We start from the raw sequence: 21,130 nt of genomic DNA on the forward strand, positions 1-21,130 counted from the left end.
CGCAAACGGCGAATGCTTATACCTCCGCGATCATCAGGGATCGCGGCTTGATGGTCGTCGGATACAGAACAACCAAGTACAGCGCGCTATCAGCACTCTGCATCGTGTGTTCAATAATGTCTTGGCAGAAACGGTCGCGGCGATTCGCTCAGCCGGTGCCCCTCATGACTGGTCCTCTCATGTCCAAAGCTCGTTTGACCTTGTTCGAATCAGCTTGTCGCATAAATTGAGAACGTTCACAACAGTCAAAATTGATGGCCGATTGACGTTGCAGCCAAGGCTGCGCGACAGTAGATCGAGGACCATGGGCAAGGGCGACCGCAACGGCACGAACGAGACCAGGCGCAAGGCGGCAACGATCCGCGATGTCGCCGAGGCCGCGGGCGTTTCGTTGCAGAGCGTGTCGCGTGTGGTCAATAACGGCCCCAACGTCACCGAAACGCTGCGCGAGCGCGTGCAGGCGGCGATCGACGCGCTCGGATATGTGCCCAACATGGCAGCGCGGCGCATGGGCGGTTCCAAATCCTTCCTGCTCGTCGCGTTCAACGATCGCGAGCCGACCCTGGAGAAATGGCGCGCCGGGCGCGGCAGCGACTGGGTCGCGCAGATGCTGCTCGGCGCCATGCCGCGCTGCGAGCGCGACGGTTATCATCTGCTGATCGAGCTGCTCGATGGCCATTCGGCCCGGCTGGCGGCGCGCGTCGATGCGATCGTCTCCTCGCTGCGCCCCGACGGAATCATACTCACCCCGCCGCACTCGCAGGATGCCGCCATCCTCGACCGGCTGGCGGCGCATGACGTACCGTTCGCGCGGCTGAGCCCGGGCGAAGGCGACGATCGCGGCTATCGCATCCAGATGGACGAGGCGGGTGCGGCCGCGGTCGCGACGCGCCATCTGCTCGCGCTCGGCCATCGCCGGATCGGCTTCCTCACCGGCAGCGCGGCTTATGCCGTCAGCGGCGAGCGTCTGGCCGGCTTCAAGACGGCGATGGCGGAGGTCGGCGCGCCGATCGGCGAAGGCTGGGTCCAGCAGGGCGAGTTCAGCTTCGAATCCGGTCTCGCCTCGGCCGACGCTTTGCTCGCGCTGGCCGAACGACCCACTGCCGTAATCGCCAGCAGCGACGAACAGGCGCTGGCGATGCTCCATCGCGCGCGCGATCGCGGGCTCGATGTGCCGCGCGATCTCTCCCTGATCAGCTTCGACGATACGCCACCGATCGGCTTCAGCCTGCCGCCACTGACCGCGATCAGACAGCCGACCGCCGCCATGGCGGAATGCGCCGCCGGGTTGCTGATCGAGCGGCAGGGTTATGATCCGTCGGGGACGGCGCCGCATGTCCTGCCCTTCGAGTTGATCATCCGCGGATCCAGCGCGCCGCCGCATGGCTGACCGCGCGCTGCGCCGGTTCTGCTGGCTCTACCCGCTGGCCAATGCCGGCGGCTTCGTCGCGTTCATGCCGTTGCTCAACCTGATCGTACCGCTGCGCGCAACCGAGCTCGCCGCCCCCGGCAAGATCGCATTGCTGAGCGAAACGCTGATCTTCGGCGTCCTCACCGCGACCGTTGCCAATATCGTTGCGGGCGTGGCGAGCGACTGGAGCCGTGCGCGCTGGGGCACTCGCCTGCCCTGGTTGTGGCTGGGGCTCGCCGGAAGCTGGCTCAGCTACGGTGCGATCCTGATCGCCGCGACGCCGACGGCATTGATCGTCGGCCTGATCGCCTTCCAGGCCTGCTTCAACATTTTTTACGGCCCGCTGACCGCTTTGTTCGCAGACAAAGTCCCGGACGGACGCAAGGCGCGCGTCTCGGCCTTCGCCAACCTCGCCATGCCGGCCGGCTCGCTCGCGACCGCCTTGATCGGGTTGCCGGCCTTCACCGATAATGGTCAGCGGATCGCCGTGCTGATCGCGCTGACCGCCGTCCTGATCCTCCCCCTATTGCTCGCATGGCCGCGAACATTGGCCGACGTGCCCGCGCAACCGCCGATCGTGCATGATGCCGTGCAGCCCGGCTGGGCGATCTTCTGGAGCCTGTGGCTGGCGAAATTCCTCGTCCAGCTCTCGGGCACCGTCCTTCCGAGCTATTTCCTGTTCTATCTGCAGGATGGCCTGACCGCCGACACGCACGGCGCGCCCATCGAGTTCGCGATCGTCGTGATCGCTGCGACGGCGCTGACGGCGGTGGTCGCAGTGACTGCGGCCCGCTGGTCCGATCGAACGGGGCGGCGCAAGCCGTTCCTGATCGGCGCGATCGCGATCATGGCCGCGGGGCTGGTGGCCTTGATCCTGCGGCTGGGCTGGCCGACCGCCCTGATCGGCTACACCTTGTTTTGCGCCGGCCTCGGCACCTTTCTGGCGATCGACGTCGCCCTGGTCGCCCAGATCCTGCCCGATCCGCACCGTCGGGGCCGCGACCTGGGGGTGATGAATGCCGCGAACACGTTGCCGGCCGTGATCGGCCCGATCGTCGCGATTGCCGTACTCGGCGAAAGCGGCGCGCGCTTCCCGGCCTTGTTCGCGGTGCTGCTCGCGGGGCTCGGCGCCAGCGCGGTCGCCTTGGCCGGCAACCGGACGCTGCGCTAGGCCGGATCGAGCGCCCTCGTGTTGAACATTCTGCCGTCTACCCGCCAAGCAAGATCTCATGTTGGCCCATTCGTGCATGGATGCCGAAATTGATGCGGAGCGCCTTCAGGAATTCAGTCGGGTCGTTGGTCAGGAAGCGCCCACCGAGCCGCAGCCGCCCGATCTCGGGCGTCTCCAGCACGATCGGCGTCGGAAGATAGCGATTGAATTCGGCGACTGCGATCGACAGCGGCTCGCCATCGAGCAATAATTCGCCCTCCTGCCACGCGGTGGCCGCCTGAATCTCGTGATCCGACAAAGCGTGGATCGTCGTGGCGTCCGCCAGCACCGAAAGCTTTGCCCGCTCGGGTACGATCAGCGAGTGCGCCGCACCGCGTCCGGGCATCAGATGGACCGCCCCGGTCAGCGCGACGACATCGACAGCCTCGCCGGGGCGCAGCCGCGCGATGCACCGGCCGTGATCGATCCAGAGCCGTACCTGGCCTGCGTCGAGCGTGCAGCGCGGGGCGCCGGGGCCAAGGTCGAGCGACAGCTCGCCGCACTGCAGTTCGATCTCGAACGCACCTTTCGTGATCCACCAGCGCAGCCGGCTCGCGGTGTTGAGATCGAGGCATACGTGCTCAGCGACGTAGAAACGCCGCCGCTCGCCGACCGCGGTTTCGACCGTCTGCGCGGCTGTCCGGGTCGCGACGAACAGACCACTTCCCGTGGTGAGAGCGGCGGCCGCCGTCGCCGCCACCGCCATGGCGCGGCGCCGAGACAGGATCCGCCGCGGATCCTCCACCGGCGTCGGCATGGCCGCCGCATCAGGCGCGTGGCGGAGCCGATCGAGCTTGCGCCATGCGCTTTCGACACGGATGAACGCGATCAGATGGGCCGGATCCGCCGCGCGCCATGCGTCGAACGTCGCCTTGTCGGCCTGCCCGGTATCGAGCGCGGCGAGCCAATCGGCGGCCTCCTGTTCGATCCTCTCGCGTCGCGTACCCGGTATGTCCAAAATACAATTCTCGAATCCGTGCCGATGCCCTTGTCTTCGATGCCCCGCGTAGCAAAAACCGCCATGCCCGGGCGTGAATAATCAGGCTTTGAGGCGCTCGAGCGCCGGGGATTGAGTCGCCGGCAGCGTGTCCGCATCGCGTAACGCGCGCGCCACCAGCGCCATGCCGCGCGCGAGATGCTTCTCGACCGTCGAAAGACTGATGCCCAGCTGCCGCGCGATATTGCGCGGCGGCATCGCCTCGAGCTTGCGGAGCAGGATCACGCGGCGGCAGGCGGGCGGCAGCGCCTCGATCGCCGCCATCATGCGGCGCAACTCGTCACGGCCGGCGGCGACCGCAAAACTGTCGGGCGCGGGATCGGGAAATTCGACCTCCTCGAGCGCCGCGAATTGCCGCATCGGCACGATCCGCGCACGGCGCATGCGCTGCAGCGCGATGTTGCGGATCGTCCGCACGGCATAGCCGGCGGGATTGGCGATCTGCTCCCACGCGGTGAGTTGGAGCAATTGCGCATAGGCTTCATGGACGAGATCGCGCGCTTCATCCTCGTCGATCGTCCAGCGCCGCGCGTGCCAGATCAGGTCGGTTTCGTGGGGGAGGATGGACGCAGCGAACCATGCGTCGATCGGGCGAAGCCAGGACATTGGGGGTCGGAAAGGGCCTGATGGAGAGCGTCGCCGCTCTCCTACGCCGGCAAGGATACGGAACCGTGACAGTGGAGCGTCGCGGCGGAAAAAGCCCGGCGCAGGGCGGCTGCACCGGGGCGGCATGCGGCCTATTTGCGGAAGTTCGGCTTGATGATCAGGCCGAGCCAGACGGTGCGGCCCACCGGATAGCGCGTCTGCAGCAATTCGCGATTCTGCCCGAGATGCGCTTCGAATGAGGTGTTGGTCGCGTTCTGCACCTGACCCATCAGCTGGAGCCAGGATTTGACGTTGTAGCTTGCCTGCAGATCGAGCTGATCGCGTGAATCCTGCCAGATATCGCGCCACGCATATTGCGAATCGACCGACACCGGCGAGGCGCCGATCCGATTGAAGGCGGCGCGGATCGTGAACGGGCCATCGGCATAGAAGATGGTCGCGTTATAGATATGGTCGGGCTGGTTGAAGAGCGCGCCGATCCGCCGGCTCTTGCCATCGGTGACGAAGTTGAAATGCCCATCGAGCCACGTCGCGTTGAGCGATACGCCGAGATTGGCGAGCGGCCCCGGCAGGAAATCGAGTCGGTCCTTGACGATCTGTAGTTCAGCCCCCTTCACCATCGCCTTGGCGGCGTTGACCGGTTGGTTGATCGTCGCATTGTAGGTATGACCGTCGACATAATAAACGGCGGTGCCCTGCGTCGTCAGGTTAAAGATCTCGTCATGGATGTCCTTGTAAAACAAGGCGGCCGAGATCATCCCGCCGCGTCCCAGATAGAGTTCGCCCGACAGATCGTAATTCCACGCGCGGCGCGGCTTCAGATCGGGATTGCCCTGGCTCACCGTCAGCGGCCGTGCCACGTTGGAGCTGTCGAACGACTGGGTCGTCGTCGCGCCATATTGGCCATAATCGGGGCGGCCGATCGTCTCGCTGACGCCGGCGCGCAGCTTGAACGCGCGCGTCACATTCCACGTCGCGATGCCCGACGGCAGCGCATAAGCATAATCGCGCTGGCGTGACACGAGCGCGCTGGTGCCGTTGACATGGGTGGTGACGCCGACTGCCGTGCTGTCGTAGCGCAGGCCCGCCTGCAGGTTCACCGCGTCGCTCTGCCAGCGGATCTGGCCGTAGCCGGCGGTGATCAATTCGCGCAGCTGGTAGAAGGCGTTGTTGCCATCGGCGACGCGGCCGGCGTTCTGGCGGAACCATTCTGGATGGTCGAGCAGGACGCCCTGCGCCTTGGCGGCATCGATCAGGTAGAAATTGATGCCCGGCGCCGAGACCGGAGTCAGCACGGTCGGCTGCGAATATCGATCGAGATTGCCGATCAAAGCTGCCGACGCGGCATCCTTGGCGAACCATTCGCGATAGTTGAGGTCGCTCAGTACATTGGTCAGCGTCTGGTTCACGCCGGCCTGCAGGCCGAGCCCGCGATCATCGGCCGCGAAGTTCCACGATAGTTCGCCGCGCAGGCCGCGCACCTTGTTGTCGATGTCATAGACGATGTTGCGCCAGTAACGCGGCCCGTAATTGGCCGGGTTGGCCGCCGCCGCCGGATCGTTCATCGTGATCGTCGGCTGGCCGTTGATGTTCTGGTAGCTATAACCGTAGGCCGCCTGGTTGGATGTCGCGGCCGAGGTGGCGGTGATCACCATCCCGGTATTCCACTTATACATCCAGCGATTCTCATTATATTTCGCCCGCGAGTCCGATGCGCCGAGCGTCAGTTTTAGCTTGTCGTCGAAATCGTAATGCGCATTGCCGTTGATCAGCCAGGTGCGGCGCTTCTCGGGCTGGCCGACGAGGCCGAGCTGGTAATTGCCGGTGTTGAGCTTGCCCGTGTCGGCGGTGGCGCCCGGCGTGTAGCTGGTCGACGGCAGAGCGAGCGCCTCGTAGCAATTCTCGTCGGACAGTTCGTGATAGTAACCGCCGAACAAAGACGCGCCGAAGCGCTCGCTCGGCCGGAATTCTAGCTTGCCGTTGATGCTGTAGCGCTCGCGCTTCTCGTCGAAGGCATAATCCTGCACGCGCACCGGCACGGCGCGGCCGGTCGAATTGGGGATATCGCCAGTCTGCGCTCCCGCAGCGGTGTAATAAGTCCAGCCCGCGCCCGCGGTATCGCCCGGCAGGCTCGCCAGCGCCGATGCGTGGAGCTGCTGATATTCGCCGGACAAGACGAGGCCGAACTGCTTTTCGGCACCGAACAGGATCGCGCCGGTCGCATCCGCGCGGATATTGGCGTGATCGTCGGGAACGACCCTGCCGGTCTGCGAGGTCCAGCCGCTCAGGACCTGGGCCGCGAGCATCGTGCCGGTGTCGAACGCGCTTTTGGTGACGAGGTTGAGCTGGCCGCCCAAAGCGTGCGGATCATATTGCGCGGTGACCGTCTTGATCGCCTGAATCTCGCCGACCAGAGAGGCCGGCAGCAAGGCGAGTTGCGCGCCGCGATAGCTGCTGTCGGCGCTCGCAATCTGACTACCGTCGACCGTGACCAGATTATAGCGGCTGTCGAGGCCGCGGATCGTGACATATTGATAATTGTCGTGACCGCGGCTGGAATCGCGATCGGAGATCACCGACAGGCCGGGAATGCGGCGCGCAGCCTCGACGACGTTGACGTCGGGAAGCTGGCTCACGTCGTCCTGGCTGATCGAGTCGATGATCTGGTCGCTCTTGCGCTTCGTCTCGATCGCGCGGCGCGTCGCCAGCCGAAAGCCGCGCACGACGATCTCGTCGGCCGTGTCCGCATCGGCCTGCGCCGCTGCCGACGTCGGTACGCCGAGCAGGATATGGCCGCTGCCCACCTCGACGATCGCCAGATTGGTGCCCGCGATCAGCCGGCGGACCGCATCGACCGGCGCCATCCGCCCCTTGAGCGGCGCCATCCGGTGGCCGGTCGCGCTTTCGTAGGGGAAGGAGATCTGGATGCCTGCCTGGCGGCCGAGCTCGTTCAGCGCCGCAGGCAGATCCGATGCGGGCAGGTCGAAGGCGATCGACTGTGCCGCAGCGGGCGCCGGTGCGGCGGTCTGCGCGCCGACGGGTGCGAGCGCGAGCACGGCACTCGACAAGAGGAAGACGGTGGCTGAACGGCGAAGCATAGATCGGTCCCCTAACGTGCGGCGATTTGCCGCTTCGTCGTTCCGATGCTTCGGCTGCCCAAAACCGCCATGCGCGCTCGAGGTTTTTCCGCAGCTGCGAATGTCGTCATTCGGTCATATCCCGCGACCACAGGACTCCGGTGGTGCTGAGCGGCCACGTGCACGCCTTCGTCGCCGGCAACATCCGTCACCCGGATCGCCCCGACGGCGCGCGGATCGCCGCCGAGTCCATCGGCGGATCGATAACTTCGATAAGCCATCATCCGTCGTGGCATGAGGAGGCGAAAGCCAATCCCGGCATCCGGTTTGTCGAAGGCGACCTGCGCGGCTATGGCCGCGTCGACCTCCATGCCGCCGGCGCGGATATTGCCTTCCGCGGACTCGCGGAATCCCGCATCGGCGATCTCGACCATCGCCCGCTTCGAGATCGAGCCCGGCATAGCCGGCATTGCGAAGACCGAGCCCGTTTAGAGGGACGTCTCGTCGTCTTGAGCGGCTAATCGCGGTACCTGACCAGTATCGCGGCCGTTAAGCGGCGCTGGGCCTTTTCTCGAAGCCGGGCGCCCTGGCATGCGGAGCAAGATCAACCGAGTGAATGCTACCCGACAATCGGTAGCCGACAAGGACGTTCGCCCGCGGTGTCCACCGCGGGCGAACGGCCAGATCAGAATAGTCTAAAAGTTGATGCCCGCCCGCGCGCCATAGGTGCGCGGCGCGTCGACATAGACATTGGAATAGGCGCCGACGAGCACGCCACCGACGCGCAGTTGGCTCGGCGTGAACGAAGAATATGTCGCCCGATTCTCGAGATTTCGTCCCCACACGCCCGCATACCAGACATTGCTCGGCGCATGGTATGTCAGCGAGACATCGGTCTTCCAGAACGACGGCTGCTGCCCCGGGAACACCGGCGAATGGGTGTAATCGAGCCACTTGCTGCTCTCGTGATGGGTCGAGACATTCGCAGTAAAATTGCCGCCGCTCGCGAGCGGGAAAAGCTGCTCATACCCCAGATTCAGGGTGACGTGGGGCGAGAACGGCAGATCAAACCCATGCAAACTGGGATCGATCGCGGGGAAGCCATTCGCTCCGGTTTCAGTGCGAGGGAGACCGTTAAGCTGGATCACGGCCAGACGCGTGAAGCCACTATCTATGATTTTCGTGTTGAGCAGGCTCAGGCCGACCGTCGCAGTACCGTTACGAATGATGCGCGCGTTGAGATCGATGTCCGCACCGTAGATGCGAGACTTGCGAATGTTCGCATAGGGCGACTGGAAAACATTGGGGTTCGTTGGATCGGTAACGCGCTGCGTAACCTGGAAGTTCTTATAGTCGTAATAGAATCCTTCGGCGTTGAGCTGGATGCGATTGTCGAAAAAGCGCGACTTCACGCCCGCTTGGTACGCTGTGACCTTTTGGGACTTGTACCGCCGGCCAAGACCGAGGCTGTTCAGCACCGCGGTCGTCGCAGTCTGATAGGCACCGGGCAGATAACCGGTCTGCACATTGGCATAGGTCAGGATGCGGTCCGTGACGTCATATTCGACGCCTGCCTTCCAGGACAGGTTCTTGAAGTTCTTGAAATTCGATCCGTTGATATCGACCTTCTCGTTGCTCAGGAAACCCGTATCGTGCTTGATATCCCAGGATTGCCGGGTCCCCGCCTCGAGGCGGAGCTTCGAGGTGATCGGCACGGTGATGTCACCGAACACGGCATAATTGCTTTCGGTCGGGCTGTGCGGGCCGTTGATGAACGGGCCGGCGCGATAGGCAACCTGGACGACGTTATCCTGAGCCTCGAAACGGTGCTGCAGCGCGCCGATGACGATCGTCACCCCGCCGCGCTGATAGGTTCCGCGGACCTCGTTCTGAAGATCCCAGGAATCCTCTACATAGTAAGTGCTGGCATAGTTGATGAAATAGGGACCGGTCTTGTTGGTGAACGCATTATCCTGTTGCCCCTTATGGTCGAAATAACCGGCCACGTAGGAGAGCTTCACATCTTCGGTGAGTTTGTAATTGATCTCGCCGTTGAGAAGATAGGACTTTTCACGCAGGAAACCACGATTGTGGTTATCGTTGAAGTTGGCGAATCCGACTACACCCGAGCTGGGGACCGGCAACACGACGTAAGGGTTCTGCCCAGCTTCGGTGGGACGCGGAAAGTTTATCTGGGCGAAGCCATGACCCTTACGGTCCGCGCCGGTGGCCGAAAGGAAGATCGACAGGCGGTCGTTGAGATCGGTCTGGAAGCTCAGGCGCCCCGCAATCTGGTCCAGATCGTTTTGGCCATTGGTGACATAGCCGCGGTGGAACTGATAATCGACTGCGGCACGGAAACCGGCATTGTCGCTGACCGGCAGGTTGAGCGCGCCGAAGCCGTGCATCAAGCCATAGTTTCCGAGCTCGAACGAGGCTTCGCCGCCGATATGGCTATAGGTCGGCCGCTTCGAATTGACGAGCACCGCGCCGCCGATGCCATAGCGCCCATAAAGGATGCCCTGCGGGCCTTTGAGCACCTGGATGTTGCCGATGTCGAACAGGGCGAACTGCTGGCCGGAGCGCGGCAGCGTCAGCCCATCCTCCTGCATCTCGATCGCCGGCGATGTCTGATACTGGGCATCGGCTTGGCCCAGGCCCCGCGAAAACATGTAAACGCTCTGGCGGGATGGCTGGATGATCAGACCGGTTACCTGTGTCTGCAACCGCACGATATCCGTGACGCCATGATCGACCAAAGCGGCAGCGCCGATCACCTGGACGGCAGCGGGCGTATGCTGGAGCGTCGAGTCACGCTTCTGCGCGGTGACGACGATATCGGCTATCCCCGTGGTCGCCGCGGGCGGATTGCTTTCTTGTGCGCTTGGCGCCGCCGCTCCGGCGGCAGCCGGGTCGGTGCCGGTCGGATTGGCCTGGGCAAATACCGTCGTCGGTGCGAGGAGCGCCAGCGCGGACGCGCATCGCAGAGCGCGGGTTTTGTAAGTCATGTTTCTCTCCCTATTGAACAATTATCGTTGGCATTACCGGCGACCGTCTATCGGGCATCGCGCCAGTAAACGGGCCGGCCGCGCGTAATGACCGAGCATTCTTTAGCTGATCCGTGCCTCCTGCTCCCGGGGGACGGTTGGCGCAGCAGCGAAACTCGCTACCGAACGCGCCTCTTCAGCGAGCAAGCCGCGCTCGATCTTATGGAGCAAGGTCAGCAGAACCTCGCGCTCTCCTGGCGCCAGGTGTCGGGCAAGTTCGCTCTCAGCGCAGGCATGGCGTGCGAGCAAATCGGTAAGGACTGCGTTTCCCGCAGGGGTAAGGTAAAGCCCCCTGCTGCGCCGATCGCGCCCGGCGCCGCGCATCAACAGCCCCCGCCCCTCCAGCCGGCTCGCGACCTTCATGCCTACTGAGCGGTTGCCTGCCAACGCCCGCCCCAGCACGGTCTGATCACATCCGGGCTGCTCCCGGACCAGAAGAAGCGCGGTGGTGTCTGCCGGCCGGAAGCCTCCGTCTCCGAGACGTCGACGCAAGCTGCGCATCGCGGCGCATCGCGTCATATCGAGCTGGTAGCCCAGGATTTCGGTTAGCTTCAACGGCGACATCGGACCACCGGATTGTATCACATTGATACAATCCGCAAGCCAGTTCCTATCAAGCCTGCGGATTATCCCGCGCCCGAAGCTCGATTTTGGAACGTGCCACCCCGGAGCGCGCTCCTGAAGGCTGGCGTCGCAATGCGCTTCCACTTTTAGCTATGCGTCGCACGACCGATCATCCCCATTCGTCGATGAGATCGATGCCCGCCGACGTAATGTCGGGTTACGACGTGTCGCCAGCACGCCGAATTGCGCCATAGCAATAGTAACGATGTTGGACCCGCCGCCGGCGATCGAGGACCGAGCCGGGTAACTCCGCCAGCGCGCTCGGTTTTTGCGGCGCTACAATGCGACTTCTGGCGCGGCCGGGGCCGTGTCAGGGTAACGTGATAGCCTTCACGCACTTAAAGCAAAATCGAAACGCTTTGCTCAATCTCCCGTGCGGCAGCGCGAAGCGGGGGAAGGATGTCGGAAACCAGCTGTTCGACAGATTTGGAACTGACCGAAAGAGCCGCCACGATCGCGGCGGTCTTACCTCCCCCCAAGGCCAGGGAAGTCGCGATGGAACGCTGCCCAACGAAGATTTCCTGATCGTTGATCGCATATCCCGTCTGGCGGGCTTCGACGATCTGACACATGAGTTGAGAGCGATCGGTCACGGTGTTGGGCGTGAATGGGCTGAGTTCCCATCCTTCCAATTGCTGCTCCAGCCTGGCATCGCTCAGGCTCGCCAGAAGGACCTTGCCCGGAGCGGTGGCATAGGCAGGAAGACGGGCACCAACCTGAATAAAAAACGGTTCGATGTGCTTGTGCGTGCCGCGCGCGACATACACGACCTCGCGCTCGTCAAGCACGGTGATGCAGCAGGTCGCCTGAAGTGTTGCCGCCAGCTTGGTCATCATCGGCTGCGCGATATCGGAGAAAGGCTGAGACGACAGATAGGAGAAACCAAGTTTGAGAACACGGGGGGTCAGGCTGAAGCGCCCATCATTCGCCTCCGCATAACCCAGGACTTCCAGCGTGCGGAGGATGCGGCGGGCGCTGCCCGGGGTTAGTTCGAGCTCGCGGACGATCTGGCTGAGCGTCCACTCGGTGCTATCGCGGCCGAACAGCTCGAGCACCGCCAGCCCTTTTTCGAGTGAAGGAAGGTAATCATCGTCGGGTTGGCGCGACGGACGCTGCTCATCGGGAATTGCAACCACTGACTTGGCCATAGCCTTCCTCGTGACGGGCCAAACCGGCTCGCGTGATGGAAAGAACCCTCTTGCGTGTTCCGATCGGCTGAATCAACCTGACCACGACAACACGGAAGTCCACTGCCGCATGGGCCGCCGATCGCGCTTCCATCTCTCGATGCAAGGCATCGCGATCGGAGCAAGGTCTGATCGAATCCGCGGGTCATGCGCGATGACCCGCGGCCCGATTATCAAAAACGCTTCTCGACCGTCAGATAAAGTTGGCGAGGTGGTGCCGGTTGGGCCTCGGTGTAGGCAGAGCCGAGCGCCTGTGAATCGAACACGTTGTAATAATAAGCCTTGTCGAACAGGTTGGTGGCGCCGCCGGAGATGCTGAAACCATATTTATCGTTATGGTAGGTCAGCCGTGCATTGAACACCGAGCGCGCCGGCAGAAGATTGTTGAACGCGGTTGTCGTGCCGCCCACCACCTGGCTCGATTCAAAGACCCAGTCGAGCCGCGGCGTCACGGAGCCGCCCAGCGCCGGGATGTTCCAACCATATTCGATGCCCGAATTGGCGGTCCAGAATGGGGTATTCTGACGCTGGTTGACGGCCCGTTTGCTGATGTCCGGCGCTGTAAGCTTGGTGTATCCGACCGATCCGTTAATCAGTAGCCCGGCAATCGGATTGAACGTGTATTCGGCCTCGACACCACGGATCTTGGCTGGCTGATTGACATAATAGGTCCGCCCCAGGCACGAGATGCCGGTACCAGCGGGAACCAATACGGGGCTGCACTGGGTCGACCCCGGCGGACCGTCGGGAAGGGGTATCAGCGCGCGATTGCCCGGCACCGGCTTTCCGTTCGCGTCGAGCAGCGCCTCCGATCCCGAGATCGATGTTGGCCAATTCTTGAAATCGGTATAGAAAGCGGCGAGGTTGAGCCGCAATTTCCGATCGAACAGATCGAGCTTCGATCCGATTTCGTAGGCGATATCGTCATTGCCATCGAATTGCTGGATCTGAGATGGCTGCTGCGGGCGCGGATCGAAGCCCGGCAGAGAGTTTCCGGTCGCCGCCGAGGCGTAGAACAATACGTGTCGGGTCGCTTGGAAATTGACGCCCGCCTTCCAGTCCAGTTTGGTTTGCTTCGGCGTGATGTTGAAGACCGTGTCGCTCGCGCTCGGTGAAGTATCGAGTACGTTGTAAAAACGGACGACCTTCTTGTCGTCCGAATAGCGCAGTCCGCCGACGAAACCCAGGCGATCGCCGAAGGGGCGCACGGTGACGTTCCCGAACACCGCCTTGCTCGTCGGATCGAATTGCGAATCGATCAACCGCTGGAACGCGCTTTGCGGCGAGATGAAGCTTCCGTGCTGCAGGCCGTCGGCGGTGAAATAGAATGCGCCCAGGACCCAGTCTGCCAGCGACGACTTACCCGACAGTCGGCCTTCCGCGGTCCAATAATCTTCGACGAAGCGATTGGCGCGCAACACGACGTTGAGCGGCGATCCATCATCATCATAAGCGTGGGTTTCATCCATGCGCCGATGCGAGACGACCGCCAGCAAATTCACGCTGGGCGCGATATCCCAGCTGAGCTTGCCGGACACGCCCCAGTTCGTCAGATTGATATTCGGCGAAAACCGCGCGCCGCCGCGCACGGAGACGCCGTTCACCTTGAGCCCGTTGTAGAACGCATTGCCCGGGATCACCGTGCCCGCGCCGATCGGGTCGTTATAGCTGGCATAGGTGCTGTAGGGACTGCCCGTTACGAAGCGAGCGTCATAAGCGACCCCGAACTGGTTCGCCGCGGACACCACGGTCGCCGAGACGCGCCCCGGAATGATATTGACGATCGTATCGGCAGCATTCTCGCTCGTATCGCGCGTATAATCGCCCGTCAGCGTGATTTTGATCCCGGGGGCCGGCTTCCACAGGGTCGAAGCGCGGATGGCGTGGACATTCTCGCCGCCGAGATGGCCGACGGTACAATCGCCCTGCTTGAATTGTGCCGTGGGCGCGTTTTGGGTCGTGCTGTAGGGCAGCGATCCAGCGAGTTCGGGCGTGCCCCGGCGCTGCATCTCACAGGTGAAGTCGAGAAGCTTCTGATAACCCGTGCGCTTCTTCGCCACCCCGGACACCGACAGAGCGAGATTATCGCTGAGCGGTAAATTCAGCGAGCCGCGGAAGTCGAGCCGGGCATAAGATCCGGTCGTGATTTCGACACGGCCTTTGATGTCCTTGGTCGACGGCTCGCTGCTGACGATATTGACGGCACCGGCAAGCGAATTTCTGCCGAACAGCGTGCCCTGCGGGCCGCGCAGAACCTCGATATGATCGATATCGAGCAGATCGAAGTTCGAGCCGAGCAAGGTCGGGTAATAGACATCGTCGAGGTAGAAGGCGACCACCGGCTCGCTCGCGAGACTGGTATCACGCTGATTGATTCCGCGGATCGTCGTCTCGACTCCGGGGCCGAACGATCCTTGCGACTTGCGGAACTGCGCGTTCGGAACCACCGCGGTCAGATCGGCGACGCCGGTGATGCCCTGCTGCGCCATGGCTTCGGCCGTCACGGCAGTAATCGCGATTGGCGTGTCCTGAAGATTGGTCGCCCGCCGCGTCGCCGTGACGACGATATCCTGAATGCCGATCGCCTGCACCGATTGATCGACCGCTGCGGGCTGAGCACTTGCCCCCCGGCCGTCGTCTGCGCCGATCCTACGCTGGCCACCAACACAAGCGGCAAAGCCAGCGAAGGAATAGCCGAAATCTTTTCTTTTTTCATTGGCACAATCCCCTCCAAGTCTCGCTAAAGGCGCAGAAGCGGCGATCGGCGGCTTAGACCGCTTCTGACACCGTTCCAGGACCGGAAATTTTTCCGGTATCGACCCGCCCTAACGTAATGCGTGCGGATCACCAAATGAAAATCACGGTGCGACAATAAATTTTGCCGAATTCGCGTGGTACCGTCGCCTCGGTTCTTGACGCTTCTCCAAGCACCACCAATCACGCCACACGAATGGCATGACAAATCTATCGAATAAAATCCCAACGCACCGCTATTGTCGCCGATTAGAGGATTACGGTGCCGCCCGTGGCAATTCTCTTCCAAAGAACGGCAAAACTACTGCCCTGAAGCGATCAGCGACCCGATTTGTATGATTTCCCTGATACACCTCGAACACATTTGCTATTGCATAGGAGTCTAGGTTTTTATGCAACATTGTCGCGGCTGAAACGATCGAGTCCTCATTGCCGACGTCGATACCGATCCTCGCATAGGTGCGGAGTGCCGCGATGTGCTGATCGATGAACGCGAGGGGCGCGTTTGCCGCGCGCTTGGCGAGGATGTCATCGCGCACCTTCCCATCGGCATCCACAGCCAGATCGACGAACAGCGGCGGCTTGCGCGGGTTCGGCGAAAAAGCCGCCGCGGTCGCCAGCGGCCCGGCATATTTGAATGGCAGACCGATCGCCGCCGCGGGCGATTTCAATGCCGCGATTTCGCCCACCTCCTTGGCAGTGAGACCCTGGACCCCCAAAGGCAGCAGGCAGCATGGCGACATCAGGTAAAGCGCGCCGAACCGCCCAGGGTGCAGCGCGCCGATCCGGGCCGTGCCATAGCCCCCCATCGAATGCCCCATCAAACCCCGTGCGGCCGGTTTGGCGATCGTCCGATAGTGCGCGTCGACGAACGCGGGCAATTCATCGGCGATAAACCCCTCGAAATCGCCGGTCACCATGGACGATACGAAGAAAGATCCGCCATATTCATTGCCGCCGTCGGGAAAGACGAAGATCATTTCCGGCGTACCCGCGGCGAATGCGGCCTCCAGCGCCGATTGGGCGTGCAATTCGTCCATCCACTTTTCGGGGCCGATGCCGAAGCCATGCAGCGCATAGACCACCGGGTAACGCCGGCGCGGATGAGTTCCATACCCGGGCGGCAACAGGACAAAGACCGACCGCTCGGCCGACGTGCCGAGCAGGTTTCCGGCGATGGCGGCCGAATGGACGATCTGCCGCTCGATCTGCACGGGGGCGGTCGGGCCGGATGCAACGGCCGGCGGCTGCGCGCCCGCATCGCATGTGATGCCCACCGCAAGAAGCAGCCATGCCAAGGAGGCGAGGGCCGAACGAGCCCCGGCACGCTTGCGTACCGCCAAATTACCTCTCCGAGTCTTGAAAGACCTAATAACCCATTGTAGTAGGCTTTACATCACGAGCGGTCAAGTTGGCGATGGTTACGGAGGATCCGGAGGGCGCGACGCGGGCCCATCGCCGGCGGGCGAAACGAGAGGCGACGGGCTATCCGGCACCCTGATCGGACAATCTCCCCGGCGCCTTCTGAAGCACGATCAAGGCATGATCGGCGTGTGCGCGCGGCTACGGATCGTCACCGGTTCGATGGAGGGGATGAAGGGATGAAGGATATGCGGAGCGGCGAACGCTTCCGGCAGAGGCTTGGCTCGGGCGAACCGATGCTCGGCACGTTCATGAAGGTGCCGGCGTCGCAGAATTGCGAGGTGCTTGGCCTCGAAGGGTTCGACTTCGTCGTCCTCGACGAAGAACATGCCCCGTGGAATCGCGGCTCCCTCGATCACGCGCTGCTCGCCTGCCGCGCCTATGACATAGCCGGTCTGGTGCGCATCGCCCGGCCCGACGCCAACAGCGTGCTAAGCGTCCTCGACGATGGCGCCGCCGGTGTCATGGTTCCCCACGTCGCCAGCGCGGAAAAGGCGCGCGAGGTCGTGTCATGGGCGCGTTACCTCGGCGGAAGCCGTGGTTCTGGTGCCAGTCGCGGTGGCGAATATGGCGGACGGGGCGAAGACAATTATCGCATCAGCGACGATATCGCGACCGTGATCTGCATGATCGAGGATCGCGACGCGATCGACGCGGCGGGCGACATCGCGGCAACCGACGGTGTCGACGCTCTGTTCGTCGGTCGCGCCGATCTGGCGCTTTCGCTTCGCAATGCGAAGGGGCCGGCACCGACGATCAGGGAAGCGGTCGAAACGGTCGTCGCGGCAGCCCGTGCCGCAGGGAAGCCGGCGTCGGCGGTCGTCCAGTCCTTTGCCAGCGACGAGGCCAAATGGCTGATGGATCTCGGTCTGACGACCCTGATGGTGGCGTCCGATCTCGGCTTGCTGCGCCAGGCGGCCCGCGGCGCGCTCACCGATTTCCGCCGGGCTGTCGATCGACGGAAAGGCTGAAGGCCCGCTCGACGGCCGGTGCACCCACAGGGTGCCGACAAGATCGATTTACAGGAGAGACGAATGATTGCCCTACGCGGAAAAGGACACCGGAAGACCCTGCCTCTCCTGTCGGCTGCGATTGCGCTCGCGCTGGCCGGCGCGGCTGCGACAAACGCCCGTCCGCGCGAAGCCGCACCTCCGATCGTTCTGGCCGATCAGGGCTCGTTCGAGGCGGGCGGCACGGTGATCGGCGCGGGCGCGACGGAAACGGCATGCGATTATGGCCATGTCGAATATCAAATTCCGGCACGCGCGCGGCAAACGCCCCTCTTCCTCTGGCACAGTTCCTCGGTCGCCGTATGGCAACGCCGGTGGGACGGCGGGGAAGGCTATCAGAATATCTTCCTGCGCCGTGGTTTCCCCGTTTACCTCTGGGATGGTCCCCGCGTCGGCCGCGCCAATTATGGCTGCGCAAGCTACACCTACACCCCGCAGGAAGGCCGCGATGCGCAGAGCTTTCTCGCGTGGCGGCTGGGACCTCAATTCATGGAATTCTACCCCGGCGTCCAGTTCCCGACGGCCGACCGGAACGCATGGGATCAGGCGGTACGCGCGCGCTATGACGAATTCGACACCGTGTTCAACGCGCAGCTCGAATCCAACGCCGCCGCGAAAGCCCTCGATCGCATCGGGCCTTCGGTCCTGGTCACCAATTCGGCCGGCGGCTTCCGGGCGATGCTGACCGCGCTCAAGACCGACAACGTAGCCGGACTGGTCGCCTATGAGACCCCCGGCTTCGTCTTTCCGGAGGGAGAGGGCCCGAAGCCCGGGACCGGCCCGTTCGGCCCAGTGTCGGTACCGCTCGCCGACTTCAAGAAGCTGACCCGCTTTCCGATCCAGCTGGTTTACGGGGACTACCTCGACAGGGCCCCGCAATGGACCCGCGCCTTCGAGCGCGCCAAGGAATGGGTCGCCATCGTCAATGCGCACGGTGGCCATGCCGAGGTGCTGCACCTGCCCGATCGGGGGTTGCACGGCAATACGCACATCGCGTTCGCGGACCTGAACAACGTTGCCGTGGCGGATCTCTTGTCAGAGTTCCTTCACCGCAACGGCCTGGACAAGCGGGCATCAAAGGCCAGGACCGGACGATGAAGGCGCTCGTCTAAAGCCGCTCCACCGCCAGCGCGAGGCCCAGGCCGACGCCGACGCACAGCGTCGCCAGACCGAGCCGCCCTCCGGTCCGTTCGAGCTGGCGGACGAGCGTCAGCACCAGCCGGGCGCCCGACATGCCGAGCGGGTGACCCAGCGCGATCGCTCCGCCATTGGCGTTGACGTGGTCCGCATCGTCCGGCAGCCCGAGCTGGCGCAGGACGGCGAGCGACTGGCTGGCGAAAGCTTCGTTCAGCTCGATCGCGTCGAAATCACCGATACTGAGGCCGAGCCGGCTCATGAGCTTGCGGGTGGCCGGCACCGGCCCCATTCCCATGATGCGCGGTTCGACCCCGGCCGAGGCCATTCCCAGGATCCGGGCGCGCGGCGTCAATCCGTGCGCCTTCGCCGCCGCTTCGGTCGCGACGATCATGGCGGCGGCGCCGTCGTTGATGCCGGACGCGTTACCCGCCGTGACCGTCCCATGCGGGCCGAATAGCGGCTTGAGCCTGGACAGAGCCTCGATCGTCGTGTCGCGGCGCGGATGCTCGTCCACCGACAATGCTACGGTCTCGCCTTTGCGCCCGGTGGCAACACTGACCGGAACGATCTCCCCGTCGAAGAAGCCGTTGCCTTGCGCCTCGGCCGCGCGTCGCTGGCTGCGCAATGCGAACGCATCCTGATCGGTCCGGCTGATGCCATGATCCACCGCGACATTTTCGCCGGTGCGGGGCATGGTTTCGGTGCCGTAGAGGCCGTCGAGCGCCGGATTGACGAACCGCCAGCCCATCGTCGTATCCTCGAGGGTCTGCGCGCGACCGAAGGCCTGATCGGCCTTGCCCATCACGAACGGCGCGCGGGTCATGCCTTCGACCCCGCCCGCGACCGTCAGCGCCATCTCGCCGGCCGCGATCGCACGCGCGGCCACCCCGACCGCTTCGAGCCCGGAGGCGCAGAGCCGGTTGATCGTGACGCCCGGCACGCTGCACGGCAGCCCTGCCAGCAGGAGGCTCATGCGCGCGACGTTGCGATTATCCTCGCCCGACTGGTTGGCGCAGCCGTAAAAGACCTCCTCGATCGCCGCCGGATCGAGGTCCGGATTGCGCGCCAGCAAAGCCGCTATCGGCAACGCGCCGAGATCGTCGGTACGCACCTTCGCCAGACCGCCGCCATAACGGCCGATCGGCGTACGCACGGCATCGCAGATAAACGCCTGGGTCACGACGCCCCTCCCCCATCGGCCCACCGCAACGGCACGCCGGTCAAATCCTGCAAGGCATCCAGCGTCAGCCCGTCGATCGTTTCGACCACCGATGCTCCGTCCGGTCCGACATCGAACACCGCATGGTCGGTGTAGATACGCGACACGCAGGCCAGACCTGTCAGCGGATAACTGCAGTGCTCTACCAATTTACTCTCGCCGCCGCGTGTCAGCAGATCCATCATGACGAACGTGCGCTTGGCACCGATCGCAAGATCCATCGCGCCGCCTACGGCCGGGATCGCGCCGGGCGCACCCGTATGCCAATTGGCAAGATCGCCGTGAACCGAAACCTGGAAGGCTCCCAGCACGCAGATGTCGATATGCCCGCCGCGCATCATCGCGAAACTGTCGGCATGATGGAAGAATGCGCCGCCCGCCAGCAACGTGACCGCTTGCTTGCCGGCGTTGATCAGATCCGGATCCTCTTCACCTGCGGCAGGCGCCGGCCCCATGCCGAGCAGGCCGTTTTCACTCTGCAGGATCACCTCGCGATCGATCGGCAAAAAGTCGGCAACCCGGGTTGGCAGCCCGATCCCCAGATTGACGTAAGCGCCCTCGGGAATATCGCGCGCCACGCGGGCGGCCATCGCATCGCGGTCGAGACGTTTCATCATGCTCTCCCACTCAGGCTGCTTGCGCAATCGTCGGTCGAACGGCGACGATGCGCTGCACGAAAATGCCCGGCGTCACGACCGTTTCAGGATCGATCGCGCCAAGCGGCACGATCTCCTCGACCTGAACGATCGCCGTCCGGGCGGCCATCGCCATGATCGGGCCGAAGTTGCGCGCGGTCTTGCGATAGACCAGATTTCCCCACCGATCGGCGCGATACGCCTTGATCAGCGCGAAATCGGCATGGATCGGATATTCCAGGACATAATCGCGCCCGTCGATGCGGCGCGTCTCCTTGCCCTCCGCCAGCAAGGTGCCGTAGCCGGTCGGCGTGAAGATGGCACCGAGGCCGGCGCCCGCGGCCTGAATGCGCGCGGCGAGATTGCCCTGCGGCACCAGTTCCAGCTCAATCTCGCCGGCCCTGAAGCGCGCGTCGAAATGATGCGAATCCGACTGGCGCGGGAACGAGCAGATGATCTTGCGAACGCACCCCGCCTTGATCAGCGCCGCCAGTCCCGTCTCACCATTGCCGGCATTGTTGTTGATGATGGTGAGTCCGGCCGCGCCGCGATCGATGAGCGCGTCGATCAGTTCGTCGGGCATGCCCGCCGTGCCGAAACCACCGATCATCACCGATGCGCCGTCGCCGATGTCGGCCACCGCCTCCCGCACCGATGCTACCGTTTTATCGACCATCATCTGCTCCTGGCGCGCGGGGGCGAAGGCTCCGCTGGCGCGCGATCAATTCGTAAGGCTTAGGGCCGTCGAGGCCGCCGATCGGCGCATGCGCCGTACCGCAAGCTCGCGCCCCGCA

At 63.6% G+C, this 21,130-nt stretch carries 15 protein-coding genes; 4 read left to right on the forward strand and 11 right to left on the reverse strand.

The genetic code is table 11. The features are described 5' to 3' along the window. Positions 1-304: 304 nt before the first annotated feature. Both AB4Z44_RS09315 and AB4Z44_RS09320 read left to right on the forward strand, forming a co-directional pair. Positions 305-1,390, forward strand: coding sequence for a LacI family DNA-binding transcriptional regulator (locus AB4Z44_RS09315; RefSeq protein ID WP_404713762.1), 1,086 nt, complete (start codon positions 305-307; stop codon positions 1,388-1,390). After that, positions 1,383-2,582 carry an MFS transporter gene (locus tag AB4Z44_RS09320; protein ID WP_404713763.1) on the forward strand — a complete coding sequence of 400 codons (1,200 nt, stop codon included), beginning with the start codon at positions 1,383-1,385 and terminating at the stop codon, positions 2,580-2,582. The genes AB4Z44_RS09315 and AB4Z44_RS09320 overlap by 8 nt, the downstream gene beginning before the upstream one ends. 37 nt (positions 2,583-2,619) lie before the next feature. On the opposite strand, the gene AB4Z44_RS09325 is transcribed toward AB4Z44_RS09320, so the two are convergent. From AB4Z44_RS09325 to AB4Z44_RS09360, 8 genes are all read right to left on the reverse strand, one after another. After that, positions 2,620-3,579 carry a FecR family protein gene (locus AB4Z44_RS09325; RefSeq protein ID WP_404713764.1) on the reverse strand — a complete coding sequence of 320 codons (960 nt, stop codon included), beginning with the start codon at positions 3,577-3,579 and terminating at the stop codon, positions 2,620-2,622. A gap of 81 nt (positions 3,580-3,660) precedes the next feature. Next, a complete protein-coding gene (locus AB4Z44_RS09330; protein WP_404713765.1) occupies positions 3,661-4,224 on the reverse strand; it encodes an RNA polymerase sigma factor in 564 nt (187 codons plus the stop codon). A 131-nt stretch (positions 4,225-4,355) separates the two neighbouring features. Further along, positions 4,356-7,322, reverse strand: coding sequence for a TonB-dependent receptor (locus tag AB4Z44_RS09335; protein WP_404713766.1), 2,967 nt, complete (start codon positions 7,320-7,322; stop codon positions 4,356-4,358). A gap of 11 nt (positions 7,323-7,333) precedes the next feature. Next, the gene (locus AB4Z44_RS09340) at positions 7,334-7,735 is read right to left on the reverse strand and encodes a hypothetical protein (RefSeq protein WP_404713767.1); all 402 of its coding nucleotides are present in this window, start codon (positions 7,733-7,735) and stop codon (positions 7,334-7,336) included. 261 nt (positions 7,736-7,996) lie between these two features. Beyond that, positions 7,997-10,309, reverse strand: coding sequence for a TonB-dependent receptor (locus tag AB4Z44_RS09345; RefSeq protein WP_404713768.1), 2,313 nt, complete (start codon positions 10,307-10,309; stop codon positions 7,997-7,999). A 1,001-nt stretch (positions 10,310-11,310) separates the two neighbouring features. Beyond that, positions 11,311-12,120 carry an IclR family transcriptional regulator C-terminal domain-containing protein gene (locus AB4Z44_RS09350; RefSeq protein ID WP_404713769.1) on the reverse strand — a complete coding sequence of 270 codons (810 nt, stop codon included), beginning with the start codon at positions 12,118-12,120 and terminating at the stop codon, positions 11,311-11,313. 212 nt (positions 12,121-12,332) lie between these two features. Further along, positions 12,333-14,750, reverse strand: a complete 2,418-nt coding sequence (locus AB4Z44_RS09355) for a TonB-dependent receptor (RefSeq protein WP_404713770.1) — start codon at positions 14,748-14,750, stop codon at positions 12,333-12,335. A 420-nt stretch (positions 14,751-15,170) separates the two neighbouring features. Next, entirely contained in the window at positions 15,171-16,256 is a 1,086-nt protein-coding gene (locus AB4Z44_RS09360) for an alpha/beta hydrolase (protein WP_404713771.1), read from the reverse strand. Positions 16,257-16,514: 258 nt separating this feature from the next. On the opposite strand from AB4Z44_RS09360, the gene AB4Z44_RS09365 reads away from it, so the two are divergent. Both AB4Z44_RS09365 and AB4Z44_RS09370 read left to right on the forward strand, forming a co-directional pair. Beyond that, on the forward strand, positions 16,515-17,306 hold the full coding sequence (locus tag AB4Z44_RS09365; protein ID WP_404713772.1) for an HpcH/HpaI aldolase/citrate lyase family protein: 792 nt from the start codon (positions 16,515-16,517) through the stop codon (positions 17,304-17,306). Positions 17,307-17,369: 63 nt separating this feature from the next. Next, positions 17,370-18,443 (forward strand): alpha/beta fold hydrolase, encoded by a 1,074-nt coding sequence (locus tag AB4Z44_RS09370; protein WP_404713773.1) that lies wholly within the window; start codon positions 17,370-17,372, stop codon positions 18,441-18,443. Between the two features lie 10 nt (positions 18,444-18,453). Here the strand turns inward: AB4Z44_RS09370 and pcaF are convergent, their stop codons facing one another. From pcaF to AB4Z44_RS09385, 3 genes are read right to left on the reverse strand one after another with little or no spacing between them, the layout of a single operon-like run. Next, positions 18,454-19,662, reverse strand: coding sequence for a 3-oxoadipyl-CoA thiolase (gene pcaF, locus AB4Z44_RS09375; protein WP_404713774.1), 1,209 nt, complete (start codon positions 19,660-19,662; stop codon positions 18,454-18,456). After that, positions 19,659-20,315: a 3-oxoacid CoA-transferase subunit B gene (locus tag AB4Z44_RS09380; RefSeq protein WP_404713775.1), complete on the reverse strand. Its 657-nt coding sequence runs from the start codon at positions 20,313-20,315 to the stop codon at positions 19,659-19,661. The genes pcaF and AB4Z44_RS09380 overlap by 4 nt, the downstream gene beginning before the upstream one ends. Positions 20,316-20,328: 13 nt before the next feature. Continuing rightward, a complete protein-coding gene (locus AB4Z44_RS09385) occupies positions 20,329-21,012 on the reverse strand; it encodes a 3-oxoacid CoA-transferase subunit A (RefSeq protein WP_404714202.1) in 684 nt (227 codons plus the stop codon). Between the last annotated feature and the right edge of the window lie 118 nt (positions 21,013-21,130).

Source organism: Sphingomonas sp. MMS24-J13, from assembly GCF_044905095.1.
Taxonomy (GTDB): Bacteria; Pseudomonadota; Alphaproteobacteria; order Sphingomonadales; family Sphingomonadaceae; genus Sphingomonas_I.